Annotated in this window: 16 protein-coding genes and 1 pseudogene; 12 read left to right on the top strand and 5 right to left on the bottom strand. The window is 65.3% G+C overall.

The window, feature by feature from the left end; translation table 11 throughout:
* Nucleotides 1-316: 316 nt before the first annotated feature.
* From AWB67_RS12920 to AWB67_RS12910, 3 genes are all read left to right on the top strand, one after another.
* Nucleotides 317-1,750, top strand: coding sequence for an amino acid permease (locus AWB67_RS12920; protein WP_087656639.1), 1,434 nt, complete (start codon nt 317-319; stop codon nt 1,748-1,750).
* Nucleotides 1,751-1,835: 85 nt separating this feature from the next.
* Nucleotides 1,836-3,035, top strand: coding sequence for an amino acid aminotransferase (locus tag AWB67_RS12915; protein ID WP_087656638.1), 1,200 nt, complete (start codon nt 1,836-1,838; stop codon nt 3,033-3,035).
* A gap of 34 nt (nt 3,036-3,069) precedes the next feature.
* On the top strand, nt 3,070-3,324 hold the full coding sequence (locus AWB67_RS12910; RefSeq protein ID WP_087656637.1) for a hypothetical protein: 255 nt from the start codon (nt 3,070-3,072) through the stop codon (nt 3,322-3,324).
* 4 nt (nt 3,325-3,328) lie between these two features.
* Here AWB67_RS12910 and AWB67_RS12905 read toward each other — a convergent pair whose 3' ends face one another.
* Nucleotides 3,329-3,703 (bottom strand): hypothetical protein, encoded by a 375-nt coding sequence (locus AWB67_RS12905; protein ID WP_087656636.1) that lies wholly within the window; start codon nt 3,701-3,703, stop codon nt 3,329-3,331.
* Between the two features lie 119 nt (nt 3,704-3,822).
* Between AWB67_RS12905 and AWB67_RS12900 the strand changes: the two genes are divergently transcribed.
* The 3 genes and pseudogenes from AWB67_RS12900 to AWB67_RS41820 form a co-directional block, all read left to right on the top strand.
* Nucleotides 3,823-4,071 (top strand): hypothetical protein, encoded by a 249-nt coding sequence (locus AWB67_RS12900; protein WP_087656635.1) that lies wholly within the window; start codon nt 3,823-3,825, stop codon nt 4,069-4,071.
* Nucleotides 4,072-4,206: 135 nt separating this feature from the next.
* Entirely contained in the window at nt 4,207-4,524 is a 318-nt protein-coding gene (locus tag AWB67_RS12895) for a hypothetical protein (RefSeq protein WP_087656634.1), read from the top strand.
* A 314-nt stretch (nt 4,525-4,838) separates the two neighbouring features.
* Nucleotides 4,839-5,045 (top strand): annotated as a pseudogene (locus AWB67_RS41820) (hypothetical protein); the annotation flags it as partial.
* Nucleotides 5,046-5,235: 190 nt separating this feature from the next.
* Here the strand turns inward: AWB67_RS41820 and AWB67_RS12885 are convergent.
* Nucleotides 5,236-5,847 carry a histidine phosphatase family protein gene (locus AWB67_RS12885; RefSeq protein ID WP_087656633.1) on the bottom strand — a complete coding sequence of 204 codons (612 nt, stop codon included), beginning with the start codon at nt 5,845-5,847 and terminating at the stop codon, nt 5,236-5,238.
* 297 nt (nt 5,848-6,144) lie between these two features.
* Here AWB67_RS12885 and AWB67_RS12880 point away from each other — a divergent pair, with 297 nt between their 5' ends.
* Nucleotides 6,145-7,995: an outer membrane protein assembly factor BamB family protein gene (locus AWB67_RS12880; protein WP_374729816.1), complete on the top strand. Its 1,851-nt coding sequence runs from the start codon at nt 6,145-6,147 to the stop codon at nt 7,993-7,995.
* A gap of 245 nt (nt 7,996-8,240) precedes the next feature.
* Here AWB67_RS12880 and AWB67_RS12875 read toward each other — a convergent pair whose 3' ends face one another.
* A complete protein-coding gene (locus tag AWB67_RS12875; RefSeq protein ID WP_087656632.1) occupies nt 8,241-9,212 on the bottom strand; it encodes a zinc-dependent alcohol dehydrogenase family protein in 972 nt (323 codons plus the stop codon).
* A 90-nt stretch (nt 9,213-9,302) separates the two neighbouring features.
* Here AWB67_RS12875 and AWB67_RS12870 point away from each other — a divergent pair, with 90 nt between their 5' ends.
* Nucleotides 9,303-10,172, top strand: a complete 870-nt coding sequence (locus tag AWB67_RS12870; protein WP_087656631.1) for a LysR family transcriptional regulator — start codon at nt 9,303-9,305, stop codon at nt 10,170-10,172.
* A gap of 103 nt (nt 10,173-10,275) precedes the next feature.
* On the opposite strand, the gene AWB67_RS12865 is transcribed toward AWB67_RS12870, so the two are convergent.
* Both AWB67_RS12865 and AWB67_RS12860 read right to left on the bottom strand, forming a co-directional pair.
* The gene (locus AWB67_RS12865) at nt 10,276-11,226 is read right to left on the bottom strand and encodes an aldose 1-epimerase (protein ID WP_235025131.1); all 951 of its coding nucleotides are present in this window, start codon (nt 11,224-11,226) and stop codon (nt 10,276-10,278) included.
* The gene (locus tag AWB67_RS12860) at nt 11,223-12,008 is read right to left on the bottom strand and encodes a phytanoyl-CoA dioxygenase family protein (RefSeq protein ID WP_087656629.1); all 786 of its coding nucleotides are present in this window, start codon (nt 12,006-12,008) and stop codon (nt 11,223-11,225) included. Before AWB67_RS12860 ends, AWB67_RS12865 begins: the two co-directional genes overlap by 4 nt.
* A 343-nt stretch (nt 12,009-12,351) precedes the next feature.
* On the opposite strand from AWB67_RS12860, the gene AWB67_RS12855 reads away from it, so the two are divergent.
* From AWB67_RS12855 to AWB67_RS12840, 4 genes are all read left to right on the top strand, one after another.
* Complete coding sequence (locus AWB67_RS12855; RefSeq protein WP_087656705.1) at nt 12,352-13,407, top strand: LacI family DNA-binding transcriptional regulator; 1,056 nt, start codon at nt 12,352-12,354, stop codon at nt 13,405-13,407.
* 112 nt (nt 13,408-13,519) lie between these two features.
* Entirely contained in the window at nt 13,520-14,548 is a 1,029-nt protein-coding gene (locus AWB67_RS12850) for an ABC transporter substrate-binding protein (RefSeq protein ID WP_087656628.1), read from the top strand.
* A gap of 289 nt (nt 14,549-14,837) precedes the next feature.
* Nucleotides 14,838-16,418, top strand: a complete 1,581-nt coding sequence (locus AWB67_RS12845; protein WP_087656627.1) for a sugar ABC transporter ATP-binding protein — start codon at nt 14,838-14,840, stop codon at nt 16,416-16,418.
* Nucleotides 16,415-17,392 carry an ABC transporter permease gene (locus AWB67_RS12840; protein ID WP_087656626.1) on the top strand — a complete coding sequence of 326 codons (978 nt, stop codon included), beginning with the start codon at nt 16,415-16,417 and terminating at the stop codon, nt 17,390-17,392. The genes AWB67_RS12845 and AWB67_RS12840 overlap by 4 nt, the downstream gene beginning before the upstream one ends.
* The last annotated feature ends 5 nt before the right edge of the window (nt 17,393-17,397 follow it).

The raw sequence follows: 17,397 nt of genomic DNA, 5'->3' as shown, positions 1-17,397 counted from the left end.
ATTTCCTTTTAGCGGGGAAGATGGCGTTTTCGGTGCATCAGTCAGGGTTTGCCAGCGTGCCTTATGAAATCCTATTTTGCCATCTCAAATATACACTGGGTGCCGCTGCAAGAGAGGCGCATAAGCTAAAATCGCCCGCTTCGGAAGCGCGCGGCGACACGCGCGGCAAACGTTGACGCGGAAATTTAATTGCACGCGAGCCGATAGCGACGCAACCGGTATGCGAAACCCGGCGCCACGAACGCCGGGCGGCGCGCGGCGCGAAATCCACCCGAATTCGCGCCCGCACAAAATCGATAAACGGAGACAAGCACAGATGGTTTCAGACAAAGAAGGCTACGGAGGCAACGCCGGCGGCGAGGAGCTCAAGCGCGGGCTCAAGAACCGCCATATCCAGTTGATCGCGCTCGGCGGCGCGATCGGCACGGGGCTTTTCCTCGGCATCGCGCAGACGATCAAGATGGCGGGTCCGTCGGTGCTGCTCGGCTACGCGATCGCGGGCGCCATCGCGTTCCTGATCATGCGGCAACTGGGCGAGATGGTCGTCGACGAGCCCGTCGCCGGCTCGTTCAGCCACTTCGCCAACAAGTATTGTGGGCACTTCGCGGGCTTCATGTCCGGCTGGAACTACTGGGTGCTGTACATCCTCGTGAGCATGGCGGAGCTGTCGGCGGTGGGGATCTACGTCCAGTACTGGTGGCCCGGCGTGCCGACGTGGGTCTCCGCGCTCGTCTTCTTTGGGCTCATCAACGCGATCAACCTGACGAGCGTCAAGTCCTTCGGCGAGATGGAATTCTGGTTCGCGATCGTCAAGGTGCTGGCGATCGTCGGCATGATCGGGTTCGGCGGCTATCTGCTGTTCTCCGGCACGGCCGGTCCCGAAGCCAGCGTCACGAACCTGTGGCAGCGCGGCGGGTTCTTCCCGAACGGCATGAGCGGCCTCGTCATGGCGATGGCCGTCATCATGTTCTCGTTCGGCGGGCTGGAGCTCGTCGGCATCACGGCGGCCGAAGCCGACGATCCCTCGAAAAGCATCCCCCGCGCGACCAACCAGGTGATCTACCGGATCCTGATTTTCTACGTGGGCGCGCTCGGCGTGCTGCTGTCGCTGTATCCGTGGGAAAAGGTCGCGACCGGCGGCAGCCCGTTCGTGCTGATCTTCCACGCGATGAACAGCAACGTCGTCGCGCACGTCCTCAACGCCGTCGTGCTGACGGCCGCGCTTTCCGTGTACAACAGCGGTGTCTATTGCAACAGCCGCATGCTCTACGGCCTCGCCAAGCAGGGCAACGCGCCGCGCGCGCTCCTGAAGGTCAACCGGCGCGGCATTCCGCTCGCGGCGCTTGGCGTCTCGGCGTTCGCGACGGGCGCCTGCGTGCTGATCAACTACTTCATGCCGGGCAAGGCGTTCGAACTGCTGATGGGGCTCGTGGTATCGGCGCTCATCATCAACTGGGCGATGATCAGCATCATTCACCTGAAGTTTCGCAGCGACAAACGCAAGGCCGGCCAGACGACGACGTTCCGCAGTCTGGGCTATCCGTTCACGAACTACCTGTGTCTCGCGTTCCTGGCGGGCATTCTGGTCATCATGTACATCACGCCGGGCCTGCAGCTTTCCGTGTATCTGATTCCGGTGTGGCTGCTGGTGCTCGCGATCAGCTACCGCTTCCGTTCGCGCGATGGTGCTGTTTCGGGCGCGACGGCCGGCGTCACGGCGCGCAAGCCTTTCGTGGCCGATAATCGATGATTGAGCCGGGCGCCATATCTGGCGCCTTTCCCGGCGGCCGTCGGTACGACGTCCGCTTTCCCGCTCCGACCGACAAGCAAACATCATGTTCGAACATATCGATGCATATCCCGGCGACCCGATCCTCAGCCTGAACGAAGACTTCCAGAAGGACCCGCGCAGCAACAAGGTCAATCTGAGCATCGGCATCTATTTCGATGACGAGGGGCGTCTGCCCGTGATGCGCGCCGTCCACGAAGCCGAGGCGGCGATCCTGAATGAGCCGGGCCCGAAGCCTTATCTGCCGATGGCAGGTTTCGCGCATTATCGCGACGCCGTACAGGCGCTCGTGTTCGGCGAGAATCCGGCGCGCGCAGACGGCCGCATCGCGACGGTGCAGACGCTCGGCGGCTCGGGCGCGCTGAAAGTCGGCGCTGACTTCATCAAGCGCTATTTCCCGCAGTCGCAGGTTTGGGTCAGCGATCCGACGTGGGAAAACCATCGGTTCATCTTCGAGCGTGCGGGTTTCGAGGTGAACACGTACCCGTACTACGACGAAACGACCGGCGGCCTGAAATTCGACGCGATGCTCGCCGCAATCGACGCGCTGCCTGCAAAGAGCATCGTCCTGTTGCACGCGTGCTGCCACAACCCGACGGGCGTCGATCTCGACCGCGCGCAGTGGGAGCGGCTGATCGGCGTGCTTCAGGCGCGCGACTTGCTGCCCTTCGTGGACATGGCGTATCAGGGTTTCGGCGCCGGCCTCGACGACGATGCCTTCGCCGTGCGCGAACTGGGGCGGCGCGGCGTGACGGCGTTTGTCGCGAATTCGTTCTCGAAGAACTTTTCGCTCTACGGCGAGCGCTGCGGCGGCCTGCACGTGATTTGCGAGGACGCGGGCGCGGCGGATCGCGTGCTCGGCCAGTTGACCGGCTCGGTGCGCTCGAACTACAGCAATCCGCCGACGCACGGCGCGAAGATCGTCACCCGCGTGCTGAACACGCCGGTGCTGAAGGCATCGTGGGAAAGCGAGCTTGCGGCGATGTGCCAGCGCATCGCGCGGATGCGTGTCGCGATCCACGACGGCCTGCGCGATCACGTGCGCGGCGAAGCGCTGGCGCGTTATGTGAAGCAGCGCGGCATGTTCACGTACACGGGGCTGTCGGCGGCGCAGGTCGACCGGCTTCGCGAGGAGTTCGGCGTGTACATCCTGCGCTCGGGGCGGATGTGCGTCGCGGGGTTGAACGAGACGAACGTCGGGCCGGTGGTGCAAGCGTTCGGCAAGGTGCTCGCCGCCAACAAGTAACAGGGTGTCGTCCGGCGCCCGCAAGGAGACGTCGATGAACAGAATCCTGACGCTTTGCCTGATCGGCGCGTGCTGCGCGTCGGCGACGGCCCACGCGGAACTCAACGACCGCACGAAGAAGCTGCTTCAGACGCAAGCGCTGACGAAGCAGTCGGAACAGGCGAAGAACCCGAAAGCCGCCGCAGACGACCAGGCTGTCGTGCGCGGCGGCTCGAGTGCGGCCACGCCGCCGCCCGCGCCCTCTCCGGGACGCTCCGCCGCTGGCAACGTGCCGGCGGTGAAACCTTGAGTCGTCACAGGCTCGGACACGACAGCACTTGCTGCTTGGGCATCATCCCCGGGCCTTCGGCGACGGGCGATCCGCGCGGCGGCGTCGCGATGAGCCGGATGCTGTCCGTGCCGGCGTTCGCCAGCACGTAGTTTTCCGGGCTGCCGTCCGGCTGCCAGTAGATGCGAAACACCGCGTCGTCGCGATACACGTGCAACGTGCCGCGCACCCGCTTGCCCGCGCTGATCAGATCGACCGCTTCCCCTTCGTTCAACGAAAACGCGCCGCTCCCGGCGTCGGCACCTTCGAGCGTGCCGCACGCGGTGTCGTCGGCCGAGGCGGCGGTCGCGGCCGTCGCAAGAAGAATGTTTAGCGATAACGCTGCAAATCTGCGTGTCATGACCTTCGTCCGATGATCGACCCGGGCTCATCTTAACCGCGTCGCGCGGCATCCTCGGCAGGGCGGCGATGCATGTGCTAACTTGAAATCGTCGAATGCGGAAGAACGCGGAGGTTCAAATGTCTGTAATCGCGCAGGACGAAAAAGCGGATTTCCTGGTCATCCTGAGTCGCCACCAGCTGAGCGAAGACGATTTCCTGCTGGAGGAAACGGTCAACATGGACATCGTCGACGATGTCTATCCGTTGCAGGGGCACCTCACGATCGTGCGCAAGTCGACGCTGAAGCAAAAGGCGTATCGAACGGGGCATGGCACGAAATGGACGTCGGAATTCGAGAAAGATCTTAATAAAGGTGCATTCGGCTAGGGGTATGGGTAGCGGAGTCCGAACGGGGTCGTGCGGGCCCTGAGCGAATGTGCCGCGCGACACGACGGGAAATTGACGGACTTTCTGGCCCGGTGCATTCTTCACTGACTTGTACCAGACAAAGCGGAGTTGTCGATGGCCTCCTGTGAATTCGCGTCCTTCCGGGCACAGCTTGCGATGTTCCTGCGCGACTTGCCAGCCGGCACGACCGCCGATTTGACCGACGTGGCTGTCGCCTACTGGAACGGCAAGTGTCTCGTGGGGGCGTATTTGCGAGACGGCGGCCGCATCGACGAGGAATTCGATTTCGACGAAAACGCCTGGGGGAATTGGCAGGATGAGTTCATTCACTGGCTGAGTGCCCCCAGGTTTTCGGAGCGGTGGGATTTGAAGCAAGGGCTCGACAATGCGCGGCCGCTGGCGCACGGACGGGGCGGCGTCTATAGCGTTTGATGTAATGCGCTCGTTGGGCTTCTCTGAACCTTATCGGTCTATGGAATTGCCCCTCCCCGGGATCAGCCGTACTCGCGCTTCCTACCCGTTGGGAAGGCAAAACTGAAAACCAGTGTTTGGTTTTGCCATACCGCAATTTTCCCAGTCCACTTCCTTCCGGCTCCGCCCTGGCGTAACCGCGCCCAATCGCTCGCGTCGCCGCAAAAAACAAGCAAGCACCGCTTCAAACGGTAGAGACCGCCACCCCCAAGGCGTCAGCGAAACCCCTTTGGTATGGGGATTGCTGCCCGCACCCCAGCAGAACACATCGAACCCCTTGCCCCGGTTTCGGCAAGAACGGCGAAATCGACCTGCGCGCGAACATCGGTCCGTTCACCCCCGGTGGCTACTACTCGACCTCGCCGCCCGCCGTCACGCGCGGCCTCGTGATCCTGAGCGGCCACGTCTCCGACAACGAATCGTCGAACGAGCCTTCGGGCGTCGTGCGCGCGTTCGACGTGCGCGACGGCAAAAAGCTCTGGCAGGCGCGCCTGCCGGCCGGCGGCTAGGCCACGCCGATGAGCTACGCCAATGCGAGCGGCAAGCAATACGTGGTGGTCGTCGCGGGCGGGCACGGGTCGCTTGGGACGAGGCGGGATATGTGATTGGTTGCGCGTTGCCGTGAGGGAAGGCGGCGCCGGAAACGCTTCGGATGGCGGCGCCGACGCGCTCCTATTTGATATCGGGATGGCGCACGTTCCACTGCCGGATCGCGCGGATTTCGCGTTCGAAACCGAGGATGCTGATCGTCGCCGTATCGAGCAGGAGATGCGCGCCGAGCGCCGCCGAATCGCCGATCCAGCAGCCCGCGAACACGCGCAGGAAGTGCGCGTGCGAAAAAATTGCGATCCGTCCCGGCGACGCGGCTAGATGCTGCACTAACGCCCGCGCCCGCGCTTCGATCTCACCGATACTCTCGCCTTCGGGAATCGGCGACTCCCATATCGACCAGCCCGGCGCGTTTTCGCGGATCTCCGGCGTCGTGCGGCCTTCGTAGATGCCGTAGTCCCACTCGCGCAACTCCCGCTCGACTTCCGCGTGATCGCCCAGGCCGGCGAGGCGGCACGTTTCGATCGCGCGCGACATCGGGCTTGTCAGCACGCGATCGAAATGTTCCTGGGCGAGGATCGGCGCGAGCATTTGCGCCTGCGCGCGGCCGTGCTCGGTGAGCGGTATGTCGGTGCGGCCGGTGTGCTGGCGCGACAGGCTCCATTCGGTCTCGCCATGGCGGATCAGCCAGATCTCGGCTCGGCTAGTGGAATCTTCGGAGGCGTTGGCATTCATCGGCGGGTCTCACTGGGTGTTAAGGGGATTCCGAGTGACGATTCTACGACTGCATTCGAAGCGGTGCCGGTACGGGGTTTGCTGGCTAAACGGCATCGCGATGGCGCGTCGGTCCTGCTCGCCTCGTCGGCTGTTTATTTCGTCAACCGACTTGGCGCGCGTCGAGTTGGTACTCGCAGCAATCCGCCGCGTTTTCCGTGGAATCCGCCAAAAAAACGTCCGAAACCGGCCATGTCCGGCCAGTTTCGACGTAGCGGACGATAATCGGGATGAACGCTTTTGCCTGTCGGAAGGGGAATGCTCATGAGCCGCTTGCTTTGCCCGGGCCGTTTTTGGGGGCATTTCTGCGCGTTGCTGTTCGCGTCCGCGGTCGCACTCGCCGGTTGCAGCGGCGGCAGCAGTTCCACGCCCGCATCGACGACGAACGGCGGCGCCAGTCCGGCAAGCGGTTCCGGCGCGGCATCGGAGGCTAGTCCGGCTTCGGGCGGCGGGACGGGGGCCGGCAGCGGCACAGGTACGGGCACGGGCACGGGTTCGGGCAGCGGCACAAGCGGTGGCACGAACGGCGGCACAAGCGGCGGCACGAACGGCGGCACAAGCGGCGGCACAAGCGGCGGCTCGGGCGGCACGCCGGTCGCCAACGCAGCCGACGTCGCCACGTACCACAACGACATCGCCCGCACGGGCCAGCATCTGAACGAAACGGTACTCGCGCCCGCGACGGTCAATGCCGCATCGTTCGGCAAGCTCGCGGTTTTCAGCGTCGATGGCCCCGTCGATGCCCAACCGCTCTACCTTGCCGCCCTGAAAATCGCGAACGGCACGCACAACGTGCTCTACGTCGCCACCGAAAACGCGAGCGTCTACGCCCTCGACGCCGACACCGGCACTGTCCTCTGGCGCAAATCGACGCTCCGCGCAGGCGAAACGACCAGTGACAACCACGGCTGCCCGCAAATCACGCCGCAGATCGGCATCACCGCGACGCCCGTCATCGACCGGTCGCGGGGGCCGAATGGCGCGATCTACGTCGTCGGGATGTCGAAGGACGGCGCGAACGCCTACCACCAGCGTATCCACGCGCTCGACCTCACGACCGGCGCGGAGCTTTTCGGCGGCCCGACGGAGATCACGGCGTCGTATCCGGGCAACGGCGCGAACAGCGTGAACGGCCGCGTGATCTTCGATCCGGGCCAGTACGCCGAACGCCAGTCGCTGCTGCTGCTGGGCGGCGTGATCTACACCGGCTGGACGTCGCATTGCGACATCCAGCCGTACACGGGCTGGGTGATCGCCTACAGCGCCGACACACTCGCCCAGACGAGCGTGCTCAACCTCACGCCGAACGGCTCGGGCGGCGCGATCTGGATGAGCGGCGCGGGGATGGCGTCGGACGGGACGTCGATCTATTTCCTCGACGCCAACGGCACCTTCGATCCGACTCTCAACGCTGCCGAACACCCCGCGCTCGGCGACTACGGCAACGGCTTTTTGAAGCTCGGCCCGTCGCCATCGATGACGGTCACCGACTATTTCCAGGCGTCGAACACGATCGAGCAGTCGAACGCTGACGAGGACCTGGGTTCTGGCGGCGCGCTCGTCCTGCCCGATCTCACCGATGCGAACGGCGTGACCCAGCATCTCGCGCTCGGCGCGGGCAAGAACTCGATCATCTACGTGGTGAACCGCGATTCGATGGGCAAATTCGATTCGAACGCCGACCATATCTATCAGGAGATTCGCGGGCAGATCACAGGTCCGGAATTCGGGATGCCGGCGTATTTCAACGGGACGGTGTACATCGGGTCGATCGGCGATTCGCTGAAGGCGTTCAGCGTCGCGAACGCGCGGCTGTCGGCGGCGCCCGTCAGCCGCACGCCGACGACCTTCGGCTCGCCCGGCACGACGCCGAGCATCTCGGCGAACGGCAACGCGAACGGCGTCGTGTGGGCGGTGGAAAACGGGACGATCGCGGTGCTGCACGCCTACGACGCGGCGAATCTCGCGACGGAGCTTTACAACAGCAATCAGTCGGGATCGCGCGACCAGTTCGGGCAGGGCAACAAGTTCATCACGCCGACGATCGCGAACGGCAAGGTGTATGTCGGGACAAGGAACGGGGTGGGGGTGTTTGGGATGCTGAGATAGCGGAGTCGGGCTTTGGGGCGCGGCTGGGGTGTCATCCAGTCGCGATGCAGGACGTGCCCGCCGCGCTCGCAACGCCTTGCCGCTTTTCAGGATTTCGAGGCGTTCAGCTTCGCATTTCGACACGCAGAACTGCCCAGTGCCGGCGCCAGTGCAAGCCATCGCGCCCGTAACGCCGTGCTTTCCGATTCGGCAGTGCGGATTTCGAGACGTTCAGCATGGCCTTTTCGCGACGCCGAATTGCTCCGTTACACCACATCGACCACGATCTTTCCCCGCGCCGTCCCATCCGTGACCGCGTCGAACGCGAGCCCTGCCGACGCCAGCTCGAACCGCCGCGAATCCAGCCGCGGCACCAGTTGCCCCGCCTCCGCGAGCCGCGTCGCGACGCCCAGCATCTCGCCGAGATGCGCGCGCCCCTCGCCGCTCAACAGCGGATACAGCGTGAACACGCCCGAGTAAGTCGCCTCGCGAAACGACAGCGGCGCGAGCGCATGCGTGCCCCATCCGAGCGCGCTCACCACGTGCCCGAAATGTTTCACCGCCGCGAACGACGCATCGAGCGTCGCGCCGCCGACCGTATCCACGACGACATCGAACCCCGCCCCCGAATACTGCTCGACGGTCTGCGCACGATAATCGATCGCCGCGACGCCCAGCCGCTCGACGATCTCGATATCCCGCGCACTCACCGTTGCCGAGACCGCCGCTCCCAGCGAGCGCGCCAGTTGAACGGCGACGTACCCCACGCCGCCCGCGCCGCCCTGCACGAGCACGCTATGCCCGGCCTGCACGCGGGCGCGATCGACAATCCCCGAGTACGCGGTGACGAACGCGAGCGGCAGCGCGGCGGCCTCGCGCATCGAGAGATTCGTGGGCTTTGTGGCGAGCAGCGCGGCGTCGACGGCCGCGTATTGCGCAAGCGACCCCTGAATCCCGCCGACGCCACCCGTCATGCCGTACACCTCGTCGCCGGGACGGAACGCGGTGACGCCCGCGCCGACCGCTTCAACGACACCCGCCATGTCGATACCGGGCACGAGCGGCAGCGGATGTTTGGCATGGGCGGCGCCACCGGCGCGGATCTTGGTATCGAGCGGATTGAGGCCGCTCGCCGCGATGCGCACGAGGACTTGCCCCGCGCCGGGTTCGGGCCTCGAAAGTTCGGTGAGTTCGAGCGGGCCGTTGTAACGGTGGAGGACGAGGGCTTGCATAGACATGATCGGTTCTCAAAAACGTTGCGATGCGCCCATAATTACCCATGCTATAACGCACGTAAATCGACGAATTCGCACGACATCCAAACGAAAATGAATGGTCAGATAATCGAATGGAGCGACGTCCGCATCTTCCTCGCGATCGCGCGGGCGGGCACGCTTGGCGGGGCGGCGAAACTCGTCGGCCAGACGCAGCCGACGATGGGCCGGCGCCTGCGCGCGCTGGAAGAAGCCGTCGGACAGACGCTTTTCCAGCGTACGGCCGACGGCTTCGTCCTGACCGACGAAGGCACTGCCGTGCTCGGCTACGCGGAGCGGATGGAGGAAGAAGCGCTCGGGTTTTCGCGCTCGCTCGCGGGCAGCGAGGAGCAACTGACGGGCTTGCTGCGGGTGTCGTCTTCCGACTGGTTCGGCGTGCATGTGCTTACGCCGGTTTTTGCGCGCTTTCTGGCGCGTCAGCGCGGCGTCGCGATCGAACTCGTGACCGATTCTCGGCGCTACAACCTTGCGCGGCGCGAGGCGGATCTCGTCTTTCGCATCACGCCGTTCGACGAGCCCGATGTCATCCAGCGCAAGCTCATGCACATGGATTACGCGCTCTACGGACACCTCGACCTCGTACCGCCGACAGCGGGCAGCGGCGACGGCCACGCGCTCATCAGCATGGACAGCGCGTTCGGCGCGCTGCCGGACGTCGCATGGGTGAAGCGGATGCTGCCGCAAGCGCGCATCGCGTTCACGAGCAACAACCGCGAGGCGCAGGCGCGGATGTGCGCAGAGGGCATCGGTTTCGCGGTGCTGCCTTGCCCGCTCGGCGACGCGGCGCCGGAACTGCGGCGCGTCGAACTGGGCGAAGCGCCGCCGGGGCGCGATGTCTTCCTTGGCTATCACCGCGATTTGCGGCGCCTCGCGCGGCTGCGCGCTTTGCTCGACGTGGTCGTCGATGAGCTCGGCGGCGCGTGAACACGGCAACGTAACGCAGCAGCGACGGCACGTGGATCTGCGAAGCGCCGCCGGGGCGCGATGTTTTTTCGCTATCACCGCGACCTGCGGCGCCTCGCGCGACTTAGCGCGACGGCACCCAAGCAAACGACGCGCTCACCGATTCCCCCGGCGCCAGCACGCAACCGCCCGTAACATCACGCGCGGCATCGAGATTGATCCAGTCGACGGTATTGCTCACCGGCTCGACGCACAACAGCGACGGCTCGCTTGCTGGCGCGTACAACACCATGTGGTCGAACGGCGCCTCGGCGCGCAATGTGACCGCACGCGCCTCGTCGGGCCACGCGATCGTCGCGCTGCGCGACCAGCCGGCGTAATTGTTGTCGAGATCGAAGGCGTCGGCCGGCATGCCTTCCGGCGACGCCAGCCGGTCGACGCTCGGATGCGTGGCGAGATGCGTCGGCAGCAGGTCGGGCGTCGCGTGCCACATCGCGGCGACGCGCGCGTGGATGCGCGTCGCGGACGTGCGAGGGTAGTACGGGTGATGGCCCATGCCGAACGGCATCGGCCGGTCGGACAGGTTGCGCGCCGCCATCGTCACGGTCAGCGCGCCGGCGGTGAGCGCTATGCGCTGCGCCGCTTCGTAGCTAAACGGCCAGTGGTGCGCGGGGTCGGCCGAGGGCTCATGGCTGAAATGCAACTCGACCGCCGTCTCCGTCGATGAAACCACACGCCACGGCCGCCGCCACGCGTGCCCGTGCAGCGCGTGATCGAAGGCGTTGCCGTCGCCCGAGAGATCGATCGCGCGGCCGTCGAACACGAAACGCGCGTCGCGGATGCGGTTGCAGTATGGCAGCAGCGGAAAACTCGCCATCCCGAGCGGATCGCGCGCCGCAAGCGCTTCGCGCGTCGCGGGGCGCAGCCAGTGGAGCGGGCCCGAGTCGGTTTCGTCGAAGAATGCGGCGATCGCGCCGCCCACGTCCGGCGCGATCAGCACACGGCGCGCGCCGTGCCGCAGTTCGATGAGCGCGCGGCCGTCGGGGATTAGTGGCGCGTTGACTGCGGCGCTCAATATGCGAAGTTCCGGTAGTTTTCGTCGAAGATGTACGGTGTTTCATCGACTTGCGGGTTGTAACGCAGAAGTCGTCGCGCGCGAGCAGGCAGAGTGGCGAACACGCGGCGCGGCACGTCGATGTGGACTTCCGGCCGGAAATACCACGCGCGGCTATAGCCGATCACGACCATCGGACGCGGTGTATCGGTGAGATTCGGCGTCCCGCGATGCAGGCCGCGCACGTCGCGAATCATCACGTCGCCGAGACGCATCGGCACGCGCTCGGGCGGAAAGCGGCCGTCAGCCAGGCCCGCGAGTGCTTCCTCACGCGAGATGCGATGCGTGCCGCGCGTCGTTTCGAGCGATCCGTTCTCTTCGTCCACATCGACGAGAGGAAAATTAACCGCAAGCTGGAACGACGGCGTCTCCGGGAAGTGGTCGAAAAGCGGCGGCGTGTCGCGATGCCAGTCCTGGAACGCGGAGCCGCGCACAGGCGTATCGGCGGCGAGCTGGCACATCACCGGGTCTGGACCCGCCACGCGCTCGACGATGCCGAGCACGTCGTCGTCGCAGAAGATGGAGGGGTCGGCGAATTCGCCTTCGAACGGCAATGTCACGTAATAGCGCCCCGGGCCGCGATTTCCGTCGCCCGCGCTTCGATGCGGCGCGAGGAGCGGGGCGAACGCGGTGCGCCATGCTTCGAGCGTCGCGCGCGGAAAGTGCTCAGGAAGCGTGACGAAGCCGTCGCGTTCGAACGCGGCGGCGAGCGCATCGCGGGCGCTTTCGTCGTATCGGGGCATTGCGTCGTCTCCTTTGTCGGCCAGGCTTGGCTCGGTCGGCCAGTTGGCGTTGTCGTTCAGAGTTGGCGCTTCAGCGCCGTACTCTGATCCCATTCGTCTAACCCTGAGCGCGCTTGCGTCAGCCACGCGCCGTACGCTGGCTCCGTGCAACGAAGTTGCACGCAATTCGCGCAGAATCGCACGCGCCACACGGCCCCGTCAATATTATTAGTAATAACACCGACAGCATTTCCGAGCGTTGTCCGTGCATATTATTAGTGGTAACGTGCGACGCAAGAATGCAGGCATCAGCCGCCCGCGAGCGGCCTACACAATGAAAAAATCCACGCAACGCCGCCCGACGATGACCGACATCGCGAAGCTCACTGGCGTCTCGCAATCGACGGTTTCGCTCGTGCTGAACAACGCGAGCGGCGCCAAGTTTTCCGGCTCGACGCGCGACAAGGTGCTCAAGGCCGCGCAGGAACTCGGCTACCGGATGACGGCGCGCGAACCGCTCGCGCTCGACGCCCCCGGCGAGCGCAACCTGATCGTCTATCTCGCCGACGAGATCTCGACGAGCCCGCATCCGGTCGTGAACATCGACGGCGCGCGCGATGCCGCGTTCGCCCACGGCCGCATGCTCGCGGTCTATTCGACGCACGGCAACGCGGAGATCGAGCAGCAGGTCCTCGACGCGGCGCTCACCAACCCGAACGTGCTCGGCGTGATCTACGCGACCGTCTACACGCGGCGCGTGACGCCGCCCGCCGCGCTCTCGCAGGTGCCGACCGTGCTGCTCAACTGTTACACGAGCGACGTGAACCTGTCGTCGGTGGTGCCGGCGGAGGTCGCGGGCGGTCACGCCGCGACCGATCACCTGCTCAACGCGGGGCATCGGCGGATCGGCTATATCAACGGCGAGCCGTGGCAGGACGCGGCGCGCGACCGCCTGAAGGGATACCGCACGGCGCTCGCCACCGCCGACCTGCCATACGCGCCGGAACTCGTGCGCGAGGGCGACTGGAGTTCGGGTACGGGCTTCGAACAGACGCTCTCGCTGATGCGCGAACTCAACCCGCCGACCGCGATCTTTTGCGCGAACGACCTGATGGCGCTCGGCGCGATCGAGGCACTGAAACAACTCGGCCTGCGCGTACCCGAAGACGTCTCGGTGCTCGGCTACGACGACCAGGAAATCGCGCGCCACACGCATCCGCCGCTTTCGACGGTGGTGCTGCCGAACTACGAGCTAGGCCGCTGGGCGGTCGAAACGCTACTGCAGGAAGAGCACAACCGCGCGGCCGGCGCACCGGTGCGGCATCGGACGGTGAAGCTCGACGGACCGCTCGTCGAACGCGCGTCAGTCAGGGTAATTACCGAAGCAAAGCAGCTCGCAACTAATAATATTAGCGATTGACCGTTAATAAAACACGGTGGAATAATCGACGGACTTCGGAAGCCATAAGAACTACAACCGCAGTGCGCATCAGCAGCACAGAACAAGCAAACCATCCCTATCGGAGGAAGACATGCTGTCGCTTGGAACAAAAACCTCACGCCGGTGCGCCACTGGCATTCGTCCGCTCGCGGCATCGCTCGTCGCGCTGTCGCTCGTCGCGGGCCTCGGAGCTGCCGGCATCGCCAGCGCCGCGGACGACGCCCTGCCCAAGATCGCCAACAAAAAGCCGCTGAAAGTCGGCTTCGCGCAGACCGAGAGCAACAACCCGTGGCGTCTCGCCGAGACCAAGAGCTTCAAGGACGTCGCCGCGAAGTGCGGATGGCAGATGGTCATGACCGACGCCAACAGTTCGCCCGCGAAGCAGGTCGCGGATATCCAGAGCATGATCGCGCAGCACGTCGATTTGCTCGTGTTCCCGCCGCGCGAGGAAAAGCCGCTCGCGCCGGTCGTGTTGCAGGCGAAGAAGGCCGGCATCCCGGTAATTCTCGTCGACCGTAACGTCGACCAGTCGATGGCGAAGGCCGGGCGCGACTACATCACGTTCATCGGCTCGGACTTCATCGACCAGGGCCACCGCGCCGCCGACTGGCTCGTCAAGGCGACGAGCGGCAAGGCGACCATCATCGAACTGGAAGGCTCGACGGGCGCGTCCGCCGCGAACGACCGCAAGAAGGGCTTCGACGAAGTCATCGCGAAGAATCCGGGCATGAAGATCGTCGCGTCGCAAAGCGGCGACTTCGCGCGCGACAAGGGCCGCCAGGTCATGGAGACGCTGCTTCAGGCGCATCCGGACGTGACCGCCGTCTACGCGCACAACGACGAAATGGCGCTCGGCGCGATCGCCGCAATCAAGGCGGCCGGCAAGCAGCCGGGCAAGGACATCGTGCTCGTGACGATCGACGGGACCAAGGGCGGACTCGAAGCGATCGCAGCGGGTGAACTGGGCGCGAGCGTGCAATCGAGCCCGTTCTTCGGGCCGCTCGCCTGCGACGTGGCGCAGAAGTTCGCGAAGGGCGAAACGGTGCCGCCGTGGGTCAAGGTCTCCGACCGCTTCTACGACAAGAGCAACGTCAAGGAAAGCATGCAGTACGGGTATTGATCGCGCTCACGAGCTGGAAACAGTAATAGCGAAGGTGTTTGGAGCGGCGCGTCTGCGAACTTACGCGGGCGGCCGCTCCTTTTGTACGCCGGACTCAAGTGTTGCCGACGGGATTGTCGGCCAGGCCGTCGTCCTTGCTTGGGATGCGGGCGCGCGGCGTCTGGCGCCGGGAGGGCCAGACGGCTGGTCCGGAAGGTCGCAGGCCGCCCGATGTGGCGGTGCGTCGCCATGCGCGGCTGGCCGACAACTCAAGGTTGAAGCGAACCGAAGACAGAAGGAGACGCAGCACATGGAAACGCCGGCACAAACCGCGCGTCCGCTGCTCGACATGCAGGACATCGACATCAGTTTCGGCGGCGTCGCGGCGTTGCGCCACGCGCGGCTGACGGTCGCGGCGGGCGAGGTGCATGCGCTGATCGGCCAGAACGGCGCGGGCAAGTCGACGCTCATCAAGATCCTTACCGGTGCCTACCGGCGCTCGGGCGGCACGATCCGTTTCGATGGCCGCGAAGTCGATTTCCGCACGCCGAAGGAAGCGCGCGAGGCGGGCATCAGCACGATCTATCAGGAAATCAACCTCGTGCCGTTCCGTTCGGTCGCGGAGAACATTTTTCTGGGTCGCGAGCCGCGCCGCTTCGGCATGATCGACTGGAAGAGCGTGCGCGCCAAAGCGAAGGCGCTGCTCGACTCGTTCGGCTTGCAGATCGACGTCGAAAAACCCGTGCGCGACTATTCGACCGCGATCCAGCAGATGGTCGCGCTCGCGCGCGCCGTATCGTCGGACGCGAGGATGGTCATCATGGACGAATCCACGTCCTCGCTCGACGAGCGCGAAGTCGAACTGCTCTTCAACGTCGTGCGGCGTCTGCGCGACGACGGCCGCGCGGTGATCTTCGTGTCGCACCGGCTCGACGAACTGTATGCGCTCTGCGACCGCGTGACGGTGATGCGCGACGGCCAGACCGTTGCCGAAAGCGCGATGGAAGGCATGGACAAGCTGCAACTCGTCACGACGATGCTTGGCCGCACGCTCGCCGCCGTCGTGCAGGAAGACAGCGCCGTGAAAGAGGCGAATCTGGCGAAGCGCGGTGGCGTCGCGTTGAGCGCCGAAGGCCTCGCGAGCGGCGCGAAAGTCACCAACGTGACGCTCGATGTACACGCTGGCGAAGCCGTCGGACTGGCCGGTCTGCTCGGCTCGGGCCGCACGGAGACGATGCGCCTTCTTTTCGGCGCCGACCGTCCGCAGCGCGGCACGCTGACGATCGACGGCAAGCCCGTCGCGCTCAGGTCGCCGCAGGACGCGATCGCGCGCGGCATCGCTTATCTGACGGAAGACCGCAAGGCCGAAGGCATCGTGCCGGAGCTTTCCGTGCGCGACAACCTCACGCTCGTGTGCCTGCGCACGCTGACGAAGCGCGGCGTCGTTGATGTCGCGAGGCAGCGCGAGATCGTCGATGGCTTCATCGAATCGCTCGGCATCAAGCTGCGTTCGCCCGACCAGCCGATCCGCGAACTCTCCGGCGGCAACCAGCAAAAGGTGCTGCTCGCGCGCTGGCTCGCAACCGATCCGAAGCTCTTGCTCCTCGACGAACCCACGCGCGGCATCGATGTCGGCGCGAAAGCCGATGTCGCGAAGATCGTGCGCGAGCTGCGCGATTCGGGGCTCGCGGTGCTGCTCTCGGCGTCGGAACTGGAAGAACTGACGGCGGTGGCCGACCGCGCGGTCGTGATCCGCGACGGCGAGACCGTCGCCGGGCTCGACGGCGCGCGCATGAGCGAGGCGTCCATCATGGATGCGATCGCCTACGGCTCGGGCGAAACATCGACGCTCGCGCAGGCGGTGGGGACAAGCGAAGGAACGAAGTCATGACGCAAAAACCCGCCGCCGTGGCGCTGCCCGAGGCGACGCCCAAGAAGAAACATCGCCTGACGATCCAGCGCGAAATCGCGGTGCTCGTCGCGATGATCGTGTTCAACCTCATCTTCACCGATCACTTCTGGTCGCTGCAGACGTTCAATGTCAACCTGACGCAGGTCGTGACGATCGTGATCGTCGGGATCGGCATGACGCTCGTCGTCGCGACGGGCGGGATCGATTTGTCGGTGGGCGCGTCGATGGCGATCGCCGGGGCGCTTGCGCCGATGCTCTTCATGAACATCGACGGGCCGCTCGGCCTCGTGCTCGCCTTCACCCTGCCGATTCTCGCGGCCGCTGTGTGCGGGGTCTTTAACGGCTTTCTCGTGACGCGGCTCGAAGTCCAGCCGATCGTCGCGACGCTCGTGCTGTTCATCGCGGGACGCGGCATCGCGCAGGTCGTCACCGACGGCAGCCTGCAAGCGTTCAACAACCCCGCGTTCCAGTGGATCGCGCTCGGCAAGGTGGCGGGCGTGCCGTTCCAGATCCTGCTGATGTTCGCGCTCGTCGCGCTGTTCGCGTGGATCGTGAGGAAGACGCTCTTCGGCAAGTACCTGCTCGTGACCGGCGGCAACGAACAGGCCGCGTACCTGAGCGGCATCCCCACCGCGCGCGTGAAGATGATCGCGTACACCGTGTGCGCCGCGCTCGCCGGACTCGCGGGGCTGATCTCGATTTCGGTGAATTCGTCGTCGGATGCGAACGTGATCGGCCTGGGCTCTGAACTCGACGCCATCGCCGCCGTGGCCGTCGGCGGGACGGCGCTGACCGGCGGCAAGGCGTATATCGCGGGGACGCTGATCGGCGCGCTCATCATCCAGTTGCTGCGCTACACGCTGCTCGCGCACGGCATTCCCGATGCGGCGGCGCTCGTGCTGAAGGCGGGCATCATCATCGCGGCGGTGTACGTGCAGCGGCGCCGGCACTGAGCGCT

This window comes from Caballeronia terrestris, assembly GCF_001544515.1.
Classification (GTDB): Bacteria; Pseudomonadota; Gammaproteobacteria; order Burkholderiales; family Burkholderiaceae; genus Caballeronia; species Caballeronia terrestris.
The sequence above is the reverse complement of the archived record's forward strand: the minus strand, read 5'-3'. Positions and strand labels throughout refer to the sequence as shown.

Coding starts and splice junctions, on each gene's coding strand:
- AWB67_RS12920 (WP_087656639.1), top strand. CDS start 317: ATGGTTTCAGACAAAGAAGGCTACGGAGGCAACGCCGGCGGCGAGGAG.
- AWB67_RS12915 (WP_087656638.1), top strand. CDS start 1,836: ATGTTCGAACATATCGATGCATATCCCGGCGACCCGATCCTCAGCCTG.
- AWB67_RS12910 (WP_087656637.1), top strand. CDS start 3,070: ATGAACAGAATCCTGACGCTTTGCCTGATCGGCGCGTGCTGCGCGTCG.
- AWB67_RS12905 (WP_087656636.1), bottom strand. CDS start 3,703: ATGACACGCAGATTTGCAGCGTTATCGCTAAACATTCTTCTTGCGACG.
- AWB67_RS12900 (WP_087656635.1), top strand. CDS start 3,823: ATGTCTGTAATCGCGCAGGACGAAAAAGCGGATTTCCTGGTCATCCTG.
- AWB67_RS12895 (WP_087656634.1), top strand. CDS start 4,207: ATGGCCTCCTGTGAATTCGCGTCCTTCCGGGCACAGCTTGCGATGTTC.
- AWB67_RS12885 (WP_087656633.1), bottom strand. CDS start 5,847: ATGAATGCCAACGCCTCCGAAGATTCCACTAGCCGAGCCGAGATCTGG.
- AWB67_RS12880 (WP_374729816.1), top strand. CDS start 6,145: ATGCTCATGAGCCGCTTGCTTTGCCCGGGCCGTTTTTGGGGGCATTTC.
- AWB67_RS12875 (WP_087656632.1), bottom strand. CDS start 9,212: ATGTCTATGCAAGCCCTCGTCCTCCACCGTTACAACGGCCCGCTCGAA.
- AWB67_RS12870 (WP_087656631.1), top strand. CDS start 9,303: ATGAATGGTCAGATAATCGAATGGAGCGACGTCCGCATCTTCCTCGCG.
- AWB67_RS12860 (WP_087656629.1), bottom strand. CDS start 12,008: ATGCCCCGATACGACGAAAGCGCCCGCGATGCGCTCGCCGCCGCGTTC.
- AWB67_RS12855 (WP_087656705.1), top strand. CDS start 12,352: ATGACCGACATCGCGAAGCTCACTGGCGTCTCGCAATCGACGGTTTCG.
- AWB67_RS12850 (WP_087656628.1), top strand. CDS start 13,520: ATGCTGTCGCTTGGAACAAAAACCTCACGCCGGTGCGCCACTGGCATT.
- AWB67_RS12845 (WP_087656627.1), top strand. CDS start 14,838: ATGGAAACGCCGGCACAAACCGCGCGTCCGCTGCTCGACATGCAGGAC.
- AWB67_RS12840 (WP_087656626.1), top strand. CDS start 16,415: ATGACGCAAAAACCCGCCGCCGTGGCGCTGCCCGAGGCGACGCCCAAG.